Origin of the sequence: Pseudomonas sp. R3-56, from assembly GCF_051132075.1 — a bacterium.
Lineage (GTDB): Bacteria > Pseudomonadota > Gammaproteobacteria > Pseudomonadales > Pseudomonadaceae > Aquipseudomonas.
Genome location: NZ_CP071657.1, coordinates 5770417 through 5786948, shown reverse-complemented (window position 1 = coordinate 5786948; position 16532 = coordinate 5770417). Strand labels below are relative to the sequence as shown.

Annotated in this window: 17 protein-coding genes and 1 tRNA gene; 7 read left to right on the top strand and 11 right to left on the bottom strand. The window is 60.0% G+C overall.

Going from position 1 to position 16532, the window contains the following annotated elements; all coding sequences use genetic code 11:
* Positions 1-91 precede the first annotated feature (91 nt).
* The 8 genes from J3P96_RS26220 to panM form a co-directional block, all read right to left on the bottom strand.
* Positions 92-1150 (bottom strand): PDDEXK nuclease domain-containing protein, encoded by a 1059-nt coding sequence (locus tag J3P96_RS26220; RefSeq protein WP_434654050.1) that lies wholly within the window; start codon positions 1148-1150, stop codon positions 92-94.
* 198 nt (positions 1151-1348) lie between these two features.
* Positions 1349-1756 carry a hypothetical protein gene (locus J3P96_RS26215; RefSeq protein ID WP_434654047.1) on the bottom strand — a complete coding sequence of 136 codons (408 nt, stop codon included), beginning with the start codon at positions 1754-1756 and terminating at the stop codon, positions 1349-1351.
* Between the two features lie 61 nt (positions 1757-1817).
* Complete coding sequence (locus J3P96_RS26210; protein ID WP_434570261.1) at positions 1818-2147, bottom strand: DHCW motif cupin fold protein; 330 nt, start codon at positions 2145-2147, stop codon at positions 1818-1820.
* Between the two features lie 119 nt (positions 2148-2266).
* A tRNA-Phe gene (locus tag J3P96_RS26205) sits at positions 2267-2342 on the bottom strand.
* Positions 2343-2443: 101 nt separating this feature from the next.
* Positions 2444-2716 carry an oxidative damage protection protein gene (locus tag J3P96_RS26200; protein WP_003186755.1) on the bottom strand — a complete coding sequence of 91 codons (273 nt, stop codon included), beginning with the start codon at positions 2714-2716 and terminating at the stop codon, positions 2444-2446.
* Positions 2713-3780, bottom strand: a complete 1068-nt coding sequence (gene mutY, locus J3P96_RS26195) for an A/G-specific adenine glycosylase (RefSeq protein ID WP_434654044.1) — start codon at positions 3778-3780, stop codon at positions 2713-2715. Before mutY ends, J3P96_RS26200 begins: the two co-directional genes overlap by 4 nt.
* Complete coding sequence (locus tag J3P96_RS26190; protein ID WP_434654041.1) at positions 3777-6002, bottom strand: AsmA family protein; 2226 nt, start codon at positions 6000-6002, stop codon at positions 3777-3779. Before J3P96_RS26190 ends, mutY begins: the two co-directional genes overlap by 4 nt.
* Positions 6003-6245: 243 nt before the next feature.
* Complete coding sequence (panM, locus tag J3P96_RS26185; RefSeq protein ID WP_434654038.1) at positions 6246-6644, bottom strand: aspartate 1-decarboxylase autocleavage activator PanM; 399 nt, start codon at positions 6642-6644, stop codon at positions 6246-6248.
* A gap of 263 nt (positions 6645-6907) precedes the next feature.
* Between panM and J3P96_RS26180 the strand changes: the two genes are divergently transcribed.
* The 6 genes from J3P96_RS26180 to hisF all read left to right on the top strand — a co-directional run bounded on the left by J3P96_RS26180 (position 6908) and on the right by hisF (position 11895).
* The gene (locus J3P96_RS26180) at positions 6908-8569 is read left to right on the top strand and encodes an OFA family MFS transporter (protein WP_434570252.1); all 1662 of its coding nucleotides are present in this window, start codon (positions 6908-6910) and stop codon (positions 8567-8569) included.
* Between the two features lie 280 nt (positions 8570-8849).
* Positions 8850-9443 carry an imidazoleglycerol-phosphate dehydratase HisB gene (gene hisB, locus J3P96_RS26175; RefSeq protein WP_003186751.1) on the top strand — a complete coding sequence of 198 codons (594 nt, stop codon included), beginning with the start codon at positions 8850-8852 and terminating at the stop codon, positions 9441-9443.
* Positions 9443-10081, top strand: a complete 639-nt coding sequence (gene hisH / locus J3P96_RS26170; protein WP_434654035.1) for an imidazole glycerol phosphate synthase subunit HisH — start codon at positions 9443-9445, stop codon at positions 10079-10081. Before hisB ends, hisH begins: the two co-directional genes overlap by 1 nt.
* A complete protein-coding gene (locus J3P96_RS26165; protein ID WP_030141479.1) occupies positions 10081-10335 on the top strand; it encodes a DUF2164 domain-containing protein in 255 nt (84 codons plus the stop codon). Before hisH ends, J3P96_RS26165 begins: the two co-directional genes overlap by 1 nt.
* 42 nt (positions 10336-10377) lie before the next feature.
* Positions 10378-11115 (top strand): 1-(5-phosphoribosyl)-5-[(5-phosphoribosylamino)methylideneamino]imidazole-4-carboxamide isomerase, encoded by a 738-nt coding sequence (gene hisA / locus J3P96_RS26160; protein WP_305497441.1) that lies wholly within the window; start codon positions 10378-10380, stop codon positions 11113-11115.
* 9 nt (positions 11116-11124) lie between these two features.
* Complete coding sequence (gene hisF / locus J3P96_RS26155; RefSeq protein ID WP_434654033.1) at positions 11125-11895, top strand: imidazole glycerol phosphate synthase subunit HisF; 771 nt, start codon at positions 11125-11127, stop codon at positions 11893-11895.
* Positions 11896-11927: 32 nt separating this feature from the next.
* Here the strand turns inward: hisF and J3P96_RS26150 are convergent, their stop codons facing one another.
* Positions 11928-13436 (bottom strand): trypsin-like serine peptidase, encoded by a 1509-nt coding sequence (locus J3P96_RS26150; protein WP_434654030.1) that lies wholly within the window; start codon positions 13434-13436, stop codon positions 11928-11930.
* Between the two features lie 209 nt (positions 13437-13645).
* On the opposite strand from J3P96_RS26150, the gene J3P96_RS26145 reads away from it, so the two are divergent.
* Positions 13646-14401 carry a substrate-binding periplasmic protein gene (locus J3P96_RS26145; RefSeq protein WP_434654027.1) on the top strand — a complete coding sequence of 252 codons (756 nt, stop codon included), beginning with the start codon at positions 13646-13648 and terminating at the stop codon, positions 14399-14401.
* A 10-nt stretch (positions 14402-14411) separates the two neighbouring features.
* Here the strand turns inward: J3P96_RS26145 and J3P96_RS26140 are convergent, their stop codons facing one another.
* Together J3P96_RS26140 and J3P96_RS26135 are read right to left on the bottom strand one after the other, a co-directional pair.
* The gene (locus J3P96_RS26140; protein ID WP_434654024.1) at positions 14412-15191 is read right to left on the bottom strand and encodes a divergent polysaccharide deacetylase family protein; all 780 of its coding nucleotides are present in this window, start codon (positions 15189-15191) and stop codon (positions 14412-14414) included.
* 1 nt (position 15192) lies between these two features.
* On the bottom strand, positions 15193-16509 hold the full coding sequence (locus tag J3P96_RS26135; RefSeq protein ID WP_434654021.1) for a S41 family peptidase: 1317 nt from the start codon (positions 16507-16509) through the stop codon (positions 15193-15195).
* Between the last annotated feature and the right edge of the window lie 23 nt (positions 16510-16532).

The window sequence follows — 16532 nt, the reverse complement described above, 5'->3', positions numbered from 1 at the left end:
CAGAATGAAGCTCGTTGACTGGAGCGTTGCTGAAAAAAAACGCATCAATGTTACATGGGTTTTTTGCTTATGCGCTCCTGGATGTCGGCTTTCATTTCTTCAAGTCGCTGCGTTCGAGGGGCGACTCCTCAAGTCGCGCCCGTTCGCAATCCAGCGCCTTGCGCAGTTCTTCTTCGGTGGGGAGCACCAGTTGATACTGGCTGGCGAACAGCTGTTCATGGCCTTGCAACACGGAATAACGCACCACCGACTCGTCTTTTTGTGCACAAAGAATGATGCCGACGGTGGGTTTATCATCAGGGCCGCGCCTGAGCTCATCGTAGAGTCGCACATACATATCCATCTGGCCGATGTCCTGGTGGCTCAGCTCGCCTCGCTTGAGATCGACGATCACAAAGCATTTGAGCAGATAGTTGTAGAAAACCAGGTCGAGGTAGAAATCCTTGCTATCGGTGCTGATGCGCTGCTGGCGGGCGATGAAGGCGAAGCCTTTACCCAGTTCGAGCAGGAAGCCCTGCAGCTGGTTGATCAGGGCTTGCTCAAGATCGGTTTCCAGCAGCCTGCCGGTGTTTGGCATTCCAAGAAACTCAAGGACTACCGGATCCCTGACAATATCCCTGGGCCCGAACGCAAGTTGCTCCAGATGGGTTGCTGCTTCCTGCTCTACCGCAGGTCGATCGCGGCTTGCCAGGAGGCGTTCGTAATAGAACGTGCCGATCTGGCGCTCCAAGGCGCGGGTGGACCAGTTCTGGGTGGCGGCTTCGTTCATGTACCAATGTCGAGTGTTGTCGTGTACTACCCGCAGAAGCGTGCGGTAATGGGTCCAGCTCAATTCGGTACGCACTGCGTTCCAAATTGAAAACTTCAGATAAAAATCCCGCATATGCCGCAGGTTACGTTCATCAAACCCTTTCCCAAACCGCCCCGTCAGCACCTTCGCCAACGAGGCTAGCAACCTTGCGCCATAAGCCGCGCGTTCGGCGCCTCCTTGCTCGAACTCGATGATGTGCCGGCCGATCTGCCAGCAGGTCTGTACCTGGAGAGTGTCAACGGCACGCAACACCTTCTGGCGTGCCTGGCGAATCAGCTCGCCTAGTTCGTTGATCAAGGGCGCGAGCTGTGGATCGTCTTGGGGCAGTATCGGCTTCATCGAAGTGTCCAGCCATTGGAAGGGGCGGACCAGAAGAATGCTCCCATGAAAGCTTCGATGATGTCAGACGGAGCTGATTGCTTTGGAGGAAAAATAGCTGATTGATGCAGGACGGTATGACGCAGCCCACGCTGGTGGAGCTTGGTCTGTAGGAGCCGTCCCACCAGCGTATGATCCATCGTCAGTCGCTGACTGAAGTCAGCCTTGGCCTTGCGTCAGCGCCTGGGATGCGGCCACATAATCAGCCTGGAATTGCTTGCTTTCCACCCAATCCAGGGCAGTCTGCTCATCGACGCCCGTGGTCAGGCGACGGTATTCGATCAAGGCGGTGATGATGAAGTCGGTCGCTTCTTCTTCACCTTCCTGTTCCAGCACGAGCGCCAGCAGTGGATGGCCCAGGAATGCTTCGAGCATGGCTTTCTGGCTGACCTTCTCGGCGGCGCTCATGATGCGGAACAGGTCCGACAGGTCCACGGTTTCCAGGTCGATGCGCTCGTCGTTCGGGTCCAGGAAGTCGTTCGGCGCAGCGGCACGCTGGATGCGATTCTTCTTGGCTTTCTCCTTGGCGCGCTGGCTGCGTTTTTGCTGTTTGTTCGCCGATGACATGGTCGGATTCCTGATGAATAAGGCCATCTATCCTACAGCTTCGACGCGAACGCTTCGAATCTCAATCCACCACGAACAGCGTCGCCCCTGATGGAGTGGAGGAGCGATGAGGCTCGGCCTGGTCGGCCACCTGGTAGCTCATGCCGGGCTTGAGCAGGAATTGCCGGCCGTCTTCGAGTTCGGTGTTCAGCTCGCCTTTGAGACAAAGCAGGATATGGCCCTTGGTGCACCAATGGTCGGCCAGGTAGCCGGCCGTGTATTCCACCATCCGTACCCGAACGCTGCCGAAATGCTGCGTGCGCCAGTACGCGGTTCCGGTAATGCCTTTGTGTTCGGTGGGTTCGATGGTGGACCAGTCGGTGGTGCCGAAGGGGATGCCGGTGATATCCATGTCGACTCGCATGCAGGAGGAGGGGAGCGGACGAATGTAGCTGAGTCGACAGGATGCAGGAAGGAAATCCCGGACAATAAAAAACCCCGATCAATTTCTTGATCGGGGTTTTCGGTATTTGGTGCCCAGAGACGGAATCGAACCGCCGACACGGGGATTTTCAATCCCCTGCTCTACCGACTGAGCTATCTGGGCAACGGGGCGCATTAAACGGGTTTTTCAGGGGGGCGTCAAGCAAGTTATCAAAAAATATTAACTATTACCGTCGCTTACGATTCGCCCCCGCTCCGGGCAGCTTATTCGGAGGGCGGCACGTAGCCCTCGGCCTTGGCGTATTCTTCGCCGGAAAAGAACTTGTCCATCTCCCCTTGAAGATATTTGCGATCTTCGGCATTCATCATGTTCAGGCGTTTTTCGTTGATCAGCAGCGTCTGGTGTTTTTGCCAGTCGCCCCAGGCCTTGGCTGATACGTTGTCGTAGATGTCCTGGCCCTTGGCGCCGGGAAACGGTGCGCGCTCCAGGCCTTCCAGCTGTTCTTTGTACTTGCGGCACATGATGGTGCGGGTCATTGCAACTCTCCTGCGTTCAATACAGCGGCCGCGCGTTCGAGCAATGTCTTGACCGGGGCGGCGAGGCCCAGGCGCGGCGGGGTGGCGAGGTTATACCAGAGCCAGTCGGCCTCGGCCACGTGATGGCCGGTTTCGCGGACCCGGACCAGCCAGGGTTCGATTGCCAACTGGAAGTGGCTGAAGGTGTGTACCAGGCTTGGCATTGCCTGTTGCGGACCCAGCTCCAGCGAATGTTGCAGGGCCAGGTGTTGCAGGTCGTCGAGGTCGTCGAGTTCCGGCAGGCTCCACAGACCGCCCCACAAACCGGTGGATGGGCGGCGGTAAAGCAAGATGGCGCCTTCGCGGTTAGCCAGCATCGGCATCAAGGTGCGTTTCTTGGGCACTTCCTTGCGCGGCTTGGGAATCGGATAGCGGGTTTCCAGGCCCAGCATGTGGGCCTCGCAGCCTTTTTCCAGCGGGCAGAGCAGGCAACTGGGTCTGCTGCGGGTACAGAGCGTGGCGCCCAGGTCCATCATCGCCTGGGTGTAAGCGTTGACCCGATCCTGAGGGGTAAAGCGTTCGGCGGTGGCCCAGAGCTGTTTCGCAACCTTTGGCTCGCCTGGGTAGCCTTCCTGGGCAGTAAAGCGCGCCAGCACCCGCTTTACGTTGCCATCGAGAATCGGCGCCCGCAGGCCCATGCTGATGCTGGCAATCGCGCCGGCGGTGGATAGGCCGATTCCCGGCAGTGCGGTGAGCTTCTCCACATCCCGGGGAAATTCGCCGCCATATTGCTCGACGACGATTTTCGCGGTTTTCTGCAGATTACGAGCGCGGGTGTAGTAGCCCAACCCGGTCCACAGGTGCAGCACTTCATCCTCCGGCGCGGCGGCAAGGGCCTGGACGGAAGGCAGGGCGGCCATGAACCGGTCGAAGTAATTGAGCACGGTGCTGACCTGGGTCTGCTGGAGCATGATCTCCGAGACCCATACCCGATACGGGGAGATGTCCTGCTGCCAAGGCAAGTCATGGCGCCCGTGGCGGTCGAACCAATCCAATACGGCGCTGGAAAACTGCTCGGATGTCATCGCTTGAACAGCCCCTTGAGCGCATCTTTGAGCTCGGGGCTGACCTTGTCGCCGAGCTTCTCGTCGATCTTGTCGCCGAGGCGGTCGCCGGCCAGCTTCGCGGCCACCTTGCCCAGCCCGTCGTTGTCCAGGCGGCAGGCTTTCGCGCCCAGCTCCAGCGGGCCTCGGCAGCGTAACGGCCACTCGACATCGACATAACGCTCGTTGACCTGGCAGGCCGGGTCGGGCATGTCGCTCTTGTCGCCTTCAACGATGACGCCGACGCGGTAGTCCATGCCCAATACCCGCAGGTCGATGTCACCGTTGCCATTGACCGTCATGCCGGGGATGCGCACTTTCAGGTCCGGGTTGCTGGCCACGCCATTGTGGAAGGTAAGGTTGCCGTCGAGTTGCTGGAACGGTGTGTCCTTGCCGCGCGGTTCACCGCTGAGACTCTTGCGGTTCAGCGTGGCGATGCCTTTGCACAGCTGCTGTTCGAGGTTGGCATTGAGCAGCACGCCGTCATTGATGACGAACCCGGCATTGCCGTTCAGGCTGTCGATCAGGGCCTTCTGGCTGTTGCCGCTGGCGGTGACGGCGCTGTTGAGCGTCACCAGGCCCTTGACGGGCGGATTCTTGCCCTGGCTTTCGATGATCTTGTCGGCCGGTACCCGGTTGATGCGGGTTTGCAGGCTCAACTGCGGCGTGGACTGGCGCACGTCCAGCGTGCCCTTGGCTTCGAAGTTGCCGTTATACAAATCGCCCCGCAGGTTTTCCAGCGTCAACAGGCCGCCGAGCCCGGTGGCCTTCAGCGCGGCATTCTGGATGGGCAGCTTGTCGAGGGTCAGTTGGCCGAAGCTCAGGTCGGCATCGACATCGAGCTTGCTCAGGCGCTCCACCGGAAACAATCGATCGTTGCTCCACGCGCCTTGGGTCGGGGCGCTTGGTAGCGGTGAGCTGCCGGCACCGGCCATGGCGCTGGCCTCGGTGTTGCTGACTTCGGCCTCGCGGGCAGCCTTGGCGCTGTTGGCTTCGGCGGACTTTGGCGGCAGGTAGCGATCAACATTGAAGGTGTCGGCCTTGAGCTGGGCACGCAGTGACTGCTTGGCGATATCTTCCACGGCGATGCGACCACTGAAATTGCTCTCATCGATTTTCAGGTTGATGTCGTTGAGCTCGACGCTGGTCGGTGTGGCTGCAATGCGGCTCGCCAGCTCGACCTTGCTCAGGCTGCCCTCGGCCATCGCCGGCAATTTCTGGCCGATGCTGTCGATGAAACTGGCCAGGTCGAATGACGCAATCGACACGCCGCCATTCAGCTGCGGCGTTTTGTCGAGATCGTTGACCTTCAGCTCGCCCAGGGCGCGAAGCTGGTTCAAGGAAAGCTTGATACCGGTCCATTCGGCAACGTTGGCTGCCTTGTCGAGGAACAGTTGCCCTTGCGCCGCAAAGCTCACGGTCTTGCCTTGCAACGGATCGCCGGTGGCTTCACCGGACAGCTTCAGGTCTTCGAATTTGTAGCGTTGCAGTGCGCGTTCGAAGCGCAGTTCACCAGTCACCTCGGTGCGCACCCGAACAGCCGGCTGGTTGCTGGACAGGAAAGCCGTGAGGGTAACCGGGATATTGGTGGAATCGTGGATCGGGCCGGTGCTCAACTGGATGCTTTCAGCGGTAAACAGCTTGCCGGTCTGCTCGTCGCTGTATTCGACCCGTGCGTTGTTCACAGTCAGGCTGTCGATGTCCAGGCGAGTGGGTTGGGCCGGTTTCTCTGTCGGAGCGTTGGCCGGCGGGGCGGACTGCTCGGTTGGCGCCGGCGCCTTCGTAGCGGTCGTGGAGGCGGGCGCCTTGCCGATGTCTTCCCAGTTGCCATGACCGTTCTTGTCGCGGTTGAGCCGCAGGTTCAGGCCTTCGACCCGTACGTCGCTCATCTGCACTTCACGGCGCAACAGCGGCATCACCCGGACTGAAAGCCCAAGCATCTGCAGGTCGGCAAAGGGTTGGGTCGGATTGGCCAGGGTCGCAACGCTGGCTTCGTGCAATTCAAGACCCAGCCATGGAAACAGGCTCCAGCCGATATCGCCATTGAGGGTCAGCTCGATGTGGGCCTTGTCGCGGGCTATCTGGCGGATCTCTTCCTTATAGTCGTTGGGATCGAAGAGGTGGGTCAGGGCAAAGCCCAGGGCCACAATGATCAGCAACAGCCCGAGAAGTACCAGACCCAGGATTTTGCCGAACGCTTTCATGGGCGAATCCTTGTAGGTTGAGTTCAAATTTTACCGGAGAGTATAACGTCCCGGGTTGGTGGAGCGTTGGGTGATCTGTCTTACCGCAGACCTGCTGGGCATAGACCTGTGGTGAGGGGATTTATCCCCGTCGGGTTGCGCAGCAACCCTGATGCAAGCGATGTAGATCAGTCGGTAAACCTCGGCGTTTGGTTTTAGGGGCGCTTCGCACCCCAGCGGGGATAAATCCCCTCGCCACAAAGGTCAGCAAATATCGAGAGACAACTTCAGCTTTGCCGCCAAGGCCTGCACCTCCAGATGCCCGGCCGGTGCCTCGAGCCGAAGCCTGGCGTCATCTTCTCGAGCCATCCTCCGTGCCTCGCTCACCAGGCGCTCAGCTACGCCACGGCGGCGGGTAACCTTTCTTACGCACAGGTGAGACAAGTACCAAGCGTCCTGGTGCCGTTGCAGGCGTGCGGCGCCGAGCAGTCGGTCGTTGAACCGTGCCGCAATCAGCGTACCTTCCGTCAGGCACCTGTTGATCAACTGCCCGGCATCGCTGAACGGCTCGAACAGCCAGGCCGGGGCGTCCTGGTAGATTTTCTGCAGGTCCTGATGATCCTGATGAGTGGCTTCATTCAAACGCTCGACAACGATGGGCATGAACATTCCTGAAAAATAAACGAATAACGCCCTACAGAAAGTGAGAAGAGGCGCGATAAGACGAATGACAGAAAAAAGGTGATAGCACTTTGGTTTTTCTGTCACGAGCAAATGGTAACCTTTGTCAGTTCGCCCGTCCTTCTGCGGCGTGATGTCGCACCAAAATGGAGCTTCACCGCAAAATACAGTCATGCCTGCGTGCAAATGAAGACTGAGGGTGATGCGTGGCTGGCGAACCTATTCCAATAACTGGGGGATACACAATGAGCACGAGCATTACGGCGGACGGCGTTGCCGACCAGCCTGCGTTCCTCTCCAAGGAACGCATTATCGCCAAGCCCGGCTTCAACCGCTGGCTGGTGCCACCGGCCGCGCTGGCCATTCACCTGTGCATCGGCATGGCCTACGGCTTTTCGGTGTTCTGGTTGCCGCTGTCCAAGGCCTTGGGCATCACCAAGCCGGTAGCCTGCGCGCCGGACATGAGCTTCATCTCGCAAGTCTTTTCGTCCCAATGTGACTGGCCGATCTCGATGCTCGGCTGGATCTACACCCTGTTCTTCATTTTCCTGGGTTGCTCGGCAGCCATCTGGGGCGGCTGGCTGGAACATGCCGGTCCGCGCAAGGCTGGCGTGGTATCGGCCCTGTGCTGGTGCGGTGGCCTGCTGATTTCGGCGCTGGGTATCTATACCCATCAGATCTGGCTGATGTGGGTCGGCTCCGGTGTCATCGGTGGTATCGGCCTGGGCCTGGGCTATATCTCCCCGGTCTCGACGCTGATCAAGTGGTTCCCGGACAAGCGCGGCATGGCGACCGGCATGGCGATCATGGGCTTCGGCGGTGGCGCGATGGTGGGTGCCCCGTTGGCTGCAGCGCTGATGAGCCATTTCGCTACGCCAACCGACGTGGGCGTATGGCAGAGCTTCCTGGTGATGGCCGCGATCTACTTCGTGTTCATGATCGGTGGCGCCCTGTCGTATCGCGTTCCGCCGACCGGCTGGAAGCCTGAGGGCTGGAACCCTGCACCGAAAAAAGCCGCGAACGCAATGATCACCCATCGCCACGTTCACGTGAACGTTGCCTGGAAAACCCCGCAGTTCCGTCTGGTCTGGCTGGTGCTGTGCCTGAACGTATCCGCCGGTATCGGCATCCTGGGCATGGCTTCGCCATTGCTGCAGGAAGTGTTCGGCGGCAAATTGCTCGGAAACGACCTGCCGTTCGGTCAGCTGGACGCCGCGCAACTGGGCCAGATCGCTGCCATTGCAGCCGGTTTCACCGGTCTGCTGAGCCTGTTCAACATCGGTGGTCGGTTCTTCTGGGCCTCCTTCTCGGACTACCTGGGTCGCAAAAATACCTACTTCGTGTTCTTTGCCCTGGGCGTGGCCTTGTATGCCCTGATCCCGAGCCTGGGCCACCTGGGCAGCGTCGCGCTGTTCGTGGCGGCGTTCTGCATTATCCTGTCGATGTACGGCGGCGGTTTCGCCACCGTGCCGGCCTACCTGGCGGACCTGTTCGGTACGCAAATGGTCGGTGCGATCCACGGTCGCCTGTTGACCGCCTGGGCGGCAGCCGGCGTACTGGGTCCGGTACTGGTGAACTACTTGCGTGAATATCAACTGAGCATCGGCGTTGAACGCGCCGCGGCCTATGACATCACCCTGTACATCCTCGCCGGCCTGCTGGTGCTGGGCTTCCTGTGCAACCTGATGGTTCGCCCGGTCGCCGACAAGTACTTCATGACCGACGCCGAACTGGCCGCAGAGCAAGCGCTGGGCCATGACAAGGGCGCTGACAGCACCACTTCGCTGGAATGGAAAGCCGCACCCGGCACCAAGCCCTTGGCGATCGCCGCCTGGCTGGTGGTGGGCATTCCGCTGGCGTGGGGTGTGTGGGTGACCCTGCAGAAGACGGCGGTGTTGTTCCGCTAAGACCGTTGCCCTGGACAGCAGGTCAGGGCAATCCTTGTGGGAGCGAGCCTGCTCGCGAATGGGGCGTGTCAGTCGACAACAATGTCTTCTGACGCACCGCTTTCGCGAGCAGGCTCGCTCCCACATTTGTTTTTATGAGTCCTGGAAGACTTGTATGGACATGTCTAACGCCGCCGCATCGGTTTCAGCCCGTCAGCGGTGTCACCTCTTTTGTTTCTGTTTGCCGCTCGCGCCCCTATAATGGCTGCCTTTTTCGCCCAATGATTTTGCGGAGCTGGTGATGGCCGAACGTAAGGCGTCTGTCGAGCGCGACACTCTGGAAACCCAGATCAAAGCCTCGATCAACCTGGATGGCACCGGAAAGGCCCGGTTTGATATCGGCGTGCCTTTTCTTGAGCACATGCTCGACCAGATCGCCCGTCACGGGCTGATCGACCTGGACATCGTCAGCAAGGGCGACCTGCATATCGACGACCATCACACCGTCGAAGATGTCGGTATCACGCTGGGCCAGGCTTTTACCAAAGCCATCGGCGACAAGAAGGGCATCCGTCGCTACGGCCATGCCTACGTGCCGCTCGATGAAGCGCTGTCGCGCGTGGTCATCGATTTCTCCGGCCGCCCTGGCCTGCAGATGCATGTGCCGTACACCCGCGCCACCGTCGGCGGCTTCGACGTCGACCTGTTCCAGGAGTTCTTCCAGGGCTTCGTCAACCACGCCAACGTGACCCTGCACATCGACAACCTGCGTGGGCACAACACCCACCACCAGATCGAAACCGTGTTCAAGGCGTTCGGCCGCGCGCTGCGCATGGCTGTCGAGCTCGACGACCGCATGGCCGGCCAGATGCCTTCCACCAAAGGCGTCCTGTAATGCAGACGGTTGCGGTTATCGATTACGGCATGGGCAACCTGCACTCGGTGGCCAAGGCCCTCGAGCACGTAGGCGCCGGCAAGGTATTGATCACCAGCGATGCCGACGTGATTCGCGAAGCCGACCGGGTGGTGTTTCCCGGTGTCGGCGCGATTCGCGACTGCATGGCCGAGATTCGGCGCCTGGGCTTCGACAAGCTGGTGCACGAAGTCAGCCAGGATCGCCCGTTCCTCGGCATCTGCGTGGGCATGCAGGCTTTGCTCGATCGCAGTGAAGAGAACGACGGGGTCGATTGCATCTCGCTGTTCCCGGGCCAGGTCAAGTTCTTTGGCAAGGACCTGCATGAAGACGGCGAGCACTTGAAAGTGCCGCACATGGGCTGGAACGAAGTGCAGCAAACGGTGGACCACCCGCTGTGGCACGATATTCCGGACCTCGCGCGTTTCTACTTCGTGCACAGCTACTACATCGCCGCCGGCAATGCCCGGCAGGTGGTGGGCAGCGGTCACTATGGTGTCGATTTCGCCGCGGCCCTGGCCGATGGCTCGCGCTTCGCCGTGCAGTTTCACCCGGAGAAGAGCCATACCCATGGCCTGCAACTGCTGCAGAACTTCGCGGCGTGGGACGGGCGCTGGTAATGGCCCGCAAGAAACCGCCGATCCTCACCCTCACGCCTGAGCAGGAAAGTGAGGCGAACCGCAAGATCCAGCGGTTCATGGAGGAGCGTTTCGAGCTGGACCTTGGCTCGTTCGAAGCGGCTGAAATTCTTGATCTGTTTACCCGCGAAATTGCTCCGCACTATTACAACAGGGCGATTTTCGATGTGCAGGCGCACCTTAAGGAAAGGTTCGAAAGCATCGAAAGCGACTTGTGGGCGCTCGAGAAAAACTGATTTTCGAGCCAAGCTGAATTTTTGTATTTGAAGGTTTGCCAGATGCTGATTATCCCCGCTATCGATCTCAAGGACGGCGCTTGTGTCCGTCTGCGCCAGGGCCGCATGGAAGACTCCACGGTGTTTTCCGACGACCCGGTGAGCATGGCCGCCAAGTGGGTGGAGGGCGGTTGCCGTCGCCTGCATCTGGTTGACCTGAACGGTGCCTTCGAAGGCCAGCCGGTCAACGGTGAAGTGGTCACGGCCATCGCCAAACGGTACCCGAACCTGCCGATCCAGATCGGTGGCGGCATTCGTTCGCTGGAGACCATCGAGCACTACGTCAAGGCCGGCGTGAGCTACGTGATCATCGGCACCAAGGCCGTCAAGGAACCCGAGTTCGTCGCCGAAGCCTGCCGTGCCTTCCCGGGCAAGGTCATTGTTGGCCTCGACGCCAAGGACGGTTTTGTCGCAACCGACGGCTGGGCTGAAGTGAGCACCGTGCAAGTGATCGACCTGGCCAAGCGTTTCGAAGCCGACGGCGTGTCCGCCATCGTCTACACCGACATTGCCAAAGACGGCATGATGCAGGGCTGCAACGTTCCGTTCACCGCTGCCCTGGCCGCCGCCACGAAGATCCCGGTGATCGCCTCCGGCGGCATCCACAACCTGGGCGACATCAAGGCACTGCTCGACGCCAGGGCGCCGGGCATCATCGGTGCGATCACCGGTCGCGCGATCTATGAAGGTACCCTGGACGTCGCCGAGGCCCAGGCCTTCTGCGATTCCTATAAAGGCTGAGGACTCATCATGGCGCTGGCCAAACGCATCATCCCTTGCCTGGACGTGGATAACGGCCGGGTGGTCAAGGGCATCAAGTTCGAGAACATCCGTGACGCTGGCGACCCGGTGGAAATCGCCCGTCGTTATGACGAGCAGGGTGCCGACGAGATTACCTTCCTGGATATCACGGCCAGCGTCGACGGCCGCGATACCACGCTGCACACTGTCGAGCGCATGGCCAGCCAGGTGTTCATCCCGCTGACCGTGGGCGGTGGCGTGCGCAGCGTGCAGGACATCCGCAACCTGCTCAATGCCGGCGCGGACAAGGTGTCCATCAACACCGCGGCGGTGTTCAACCCGGAATTCGTCGGCGAGGCGGCCGAGCATTTCGGCTCGCAGTGCATCGTCGTGGCAATCGACGCGAAGAAGGTCTCCGGTCCGGGCGAAACCCCGCGCTGGGAAATCTTCACCCATGGCGGACGCAAGCCAACCGGGCTGGACGCCGTTGAATGGGCAAAGAAGATGGAAGGCCTGGGCGCCGGAGAAATCCTGCTGACCAGCATGGACCAGGACGGCATGAAGAATGGCTTCGATCTCGGCGTCACCCGTGCCATCAGCGATGCCTTGGGCATTCCGGTGATCGCTTCTGGCGGTGTTGGTAACCTGCAGCACTTGGCCGATGGCATTCTGGAAGGCCACGCCAGCGCGGTATTGGCGGCGAGCATTTTCCACTTTGGCGAATACACCGTGCCGGAAGCCAAGGCCTACATGGCCCAGCGCGGTATCTGCGTCAGATAAGCCGAGAGTCCGGCAGGCGAGCCGAGGGCGAATCAGGGCGAGTCCTGGATACCCTTGAGCGGGGTAGGGTTCAGGATGTCCATTCTTGGCTCGGATGCTTGTCTGGATATGTCATAGGCAATGGTGCAGAGCTTTCCAGGCAAATCTGAATCGTCCAGCCATGCGTCTATGTATTCGCTGTTGCTGTAATCGGTTTTGTCTGAACAGTCGGTCGTCCCTGTCGGGCCGAACTTGTAGGCGTAGGTTCGATGTGGCAGTTCATTCGCAGCTGTCGACAGTTGCACGCCTGCAGTGAAACTCAACTCAGGCTGAGCTGTTGGAGCGTTGTCGAGAATTTCGACCGGAAGGGACAACACGTTGTTGATGAGCCCCTCTGAGGGGCGTTGATCAGCGGAGTCGACACCCACGATGCAGAGGAAGTACATGCCCACCTGGTCGCCTATTCCGGTGTTTATGAAAGCGTCCTGCGCACTTGTTACTCCGCTGTAGTCTTGCGGCCTTTCGCAATCCATTGCGGTTCGAACGGTCTTATGACGATAGAACGGCGTGTTGATTGTGAAGTGGTAGTTCCAGGTCGGGATGTCTGCGCTGCCGTCGTCTTTCTTCCCGATCCTTACGTACCTTTGCGGGCTGTCCGCTGCGGCGCTGACGGAAAAGACCGGATACAGCGGGCAAGACGAATTCACGTCTTGAACGAGGAGGCCCTCTACAAAGCAGCGGCTGAGAAAATCCGTAGGATTCCCATAAACATCGTCCGGTATAGCTTTATAGCTGTCGCCAACCGGAGTGCAAGGAGCGTGCTGCTCGCAAGGGTGGGCTTGGATGGTCAGGTTGCCAGTGCCTATCACGCCGATGATCTTATTGGTACGGCGGTCCAGTAGCGGGCTGCCGGAGCCACCACCTTTCAAATCCTTGCAGCGGGTCATCAGCGTATTACGCCAGACCCAGCGGCCCTCCACGATCTCCTGGGCAGGTTGCAAGGTACAGGCAGCCAGCCGCAGCGTGTTCTGATCGTGGACTGGGGCGCCTACGATCAGGACATCCGTCCCGTCGACGGGGCGCTCGGTGGCCAGGCCCAATGGCTGTATCCCGTCCTTGAGCAAGGTTTGCAGGCTGACGTCCAGTTCAATGATTGCCATGTCTACGCCCTGGATGCTTCTCCACGCGATTTTTTTCATCGGGTAAGTCAGGTAGGGGGCGGTATCGGCGAAGTAGTTGAACTGCATGAGGCCGAGGATTGGCTTGTTGGTAACGATGTTTGCGTTGGTCAGCTCGGTGCAATGTCCCGAGGTCAACACGTAGGCGGGCGTGGGCATTGTCCCGGAAGGGTCATGGGTATCGAGAAGTGTCGCAGTACAATTCCCGTTCATCGTAGAGAAGCGTCCGATACCCTGCCAATGGTCATGTGAGCCATCTTTGTTGTTCAGGATTTTTGAGTCGGCGAAGTTCTGAACCCCTTCGCCATAGTCTTTGCCATGTGCAACGCTCAGTACGCCAGACAGGCAAAACAGACCGCCCAGTAACAAGTAGATCGTTTTCATTGAGTCATGCCTTTGATTAATTGAGGCCGGTCTTGACCGGCTTCGCTAATTAATCAGCCTCGGCGTGATGGAAGGTGGTAACTAATTACCTCCGCCAAGGTTGCGTTTGCGCGCATCCTGTTTGGTTAGGTGTTTGATGTGAAACGACGGTAGACACGTCGGCGGGCCCAAGGCAATCTGGAACATGCCACGGACCCGGGTAATCAGATATGTTCAAACGCGCTCTAGTTGTTTTTACCAGCACTATCCTGCTGTTCATGAGCGGGGCGCAGGCCGGGGACGGTCGCGATGCTGGCCTGGTATTGCTGACGGAGAACTTTCCGCCCTACAACATGGCGAAGAACGGCAAGAACTTCGCCCAGGACGAAAACATCCATGGCATTGCGGTGGACATCGTCCGCGAGATATTCAAACGCGCCGATATTTCCTACAGCCTGACGCTGCGTTTTCCCTGGGAACGAATCTACAAGCTTGCCTTGGAAAAACCTGGTTATGGGGTGTTTGTAACGGCTCGGCTGCCTGAGCGCGAAAAGCTCTTCAAATGGGTTGGCCCCATCGGCCCGGACGATTGGATCATGCTCGCCAAGGCCGACAGCAAGATTGCCCTCGACTCGTTGGAGCAGGCGCGTCAGTACAGGATTGGCGCCTACAAGGGCGATGCAATTGCCGAAACATTGGCCAAACAGGGGCTCAAACCCATCGTCGTGTTGCGCGATCAGGACAACGCGAGAAAACTCGTCAACGGCCAGATAGACCTATGGGCCACCGGCGACCCGGCAGGGCGTTATCTGGCGCGTCAGGAAGGGGTGAGCGATCTCAAGACCGTACTGCGATTCAACAGTGCCGAGCTCTACCTGGCCTTGAACAAGGACGTGCCGGACGAGGTGGTGAGCCGCCTGCAAAAGGCTCTCGATGAGCTGCGCAAGGAAGGCGAAGTGGACGCGATCATGGCGCGCTATCTCTGAAAAGCCAAGCCTAACGATAGACCCCATCCTTCCCGTGCCCGGCCATCGCTCGGTTGCTGCGCAGGCTGATCATCGACTTGATGTCGATCCACTCGATGCCCTGGGCCTTGAGCTTGGGCAGTTCGCGCTCGAGCACGGCGAGGGTCTGCGGATAGGGGTGGCCGATCATCACGGCCGAGCCCTGCCGCCGAGCCAGATCAATCGCGACCTGAAGCTGGCCGGCGATAGCCGCTTCGGTGCGCTCGTCATCAAGAAATACATCCCGCGACACGCTGGCCAGGCCGATCTTTTGTGCTTCGGCAGCGGCGACCGTCTGCGCGCTGGTGCGGCTGTCGACGAAAAACTTGTGCCGCTGTTGCAGATTCGCCATCAGCCATGCCATCGCCTGGGGTTGCGCGGTCATGCGGCTGCCCATGTGGTTGTTGATACCGCTGGTGTAGGGCACCGCGGCAAACGCGGCGTCCAGGCGCTTGCCCAATTCTTCGATGGACAGTTCCGGATGCCAGGCGAACGGCCCGGTGGCCGGATCCATGGGCATGTGCAGCATGACGAGTTTGCCGGCGCGATGAGCCTCGCGGGCGATTTCGGCGGCGTGGGGAGTGTCGGGCATGATGGCCGCGGTGACCGGACCGGACAGGGCCAGTACACGGCGATCCCGGGGCAGATTCTGCCCCAGGTCATCGATGATCAGGCTCAGGTAAGCCTTCTGCGGCGGGGGTTGTATGGCGGGAGCCGCGTTGACGGCTCCCGCCAGCAGGCACAGCAGGACGAAAATGAAACGCAGGCCCATCTCAGCGGCCGGACGTGATGTTCAACCCTTTGAGCAGGCTCAAGGCCTGTGCCAACTGATAGTCGTCATCCTGCGGCATCGGCTTGGCCTTGGCGCCGGAGCCGGTCGGTTTGTCCGCGCCGCCGTTGCCATTGCCCAAGTGACCCTGCAGGTCGGCTTCCTTGAAGTACTCGCTGTCCGCCTCGCTGGTGATCTTGGCCTTGCGCACCTCGATGTCCGGGACAATGCCCTGGGCCTGGATGGAACGGCCGTTGGGCGTGAAGTACAGCGCGGTGGTGATCTTCAGGGCGCGGTCGTTGTTCAGCGGCAACACGGTCTGCACCGAGCCCTTGCCGAAACTGGTGGTGCCCATGACAACGCCACGTTTCTGGTCTTGCAGAGCACCGGCGACAATCTCCGACGCCGAAGCGCTGCCGCCATTGATCAGCACGACCAGTGGCACGGCTTCGCTGAGGTCGTTGCCGGTGGCCGAGAAGCGTAGTTCGGAATTGGCGATGCGGCCCTTGGTGTAGACGATCAGGCCCTTGGTGATGAAATGGTCCACCACTTCCACGGCCGATTGCAGGACGCCGCCGGGGTTGTTGCGCAAGTCCAGGACCAGGCCGTTGAGTTTCTTGCCGTTGTCCTTGCGCATCTTGGCCAGGGCCTTGGCGACTTCCTCGCCGGTCTTGACCTGGAACTGGGTGATGCGGATGTAGCCGTAGCCGGACTCCAGCAATTGGCTCTTCACGCTCTTGACCTGGATGACCGCCCGGGTCAGGGTCACGTCGAATGGCGTGCCGCCGTCGCGCACCAGGGTCAGGGTGATTTTTTCGCCGATCTTGCCGCGCATCTTGTCCACGGCTTCGGTCATGCTCTGGCCGCGGGTCGGCTGGCCGTTGATCTTGACGATGAAGTCACCGGCCTGGATGCCAGCCTTGGAGGCGGGCGTATCGTCGATCGGCGAGACCACCTTGACGAAACCGTCTTCGCTGCCGACCTCGATGCCCAGGCCGCCGAATTCGCCGCTGGTGCTTTCCTGCAGCTCGGCAAAATCCTCAGGGCCCAGGTAGGCCGAATGCGGGTCAAGGTTGCTGAGCATGCCTTTGATGGCGTTCTCCAGCAGCATCTTGTCGTCCACCGGTTCCACGTACGCGGCTTTGATCCGGTCCATGACTTCGGCAAAGGTACGCAGTTCATCCAACGGCAGCGGGGCCTTGGTGGTGGTGGCCGTAGCGGCGGTCGACGCCGGCGCGGGTTGCGCGGCGAAAGCCAGGGGCGCGCCGATCACGAGGGCGATCGTCAGGGCCAGCGAGGTGAGGCGGGACAAATGCAGCATGTCGAACGAACTCCTGAGTTGGA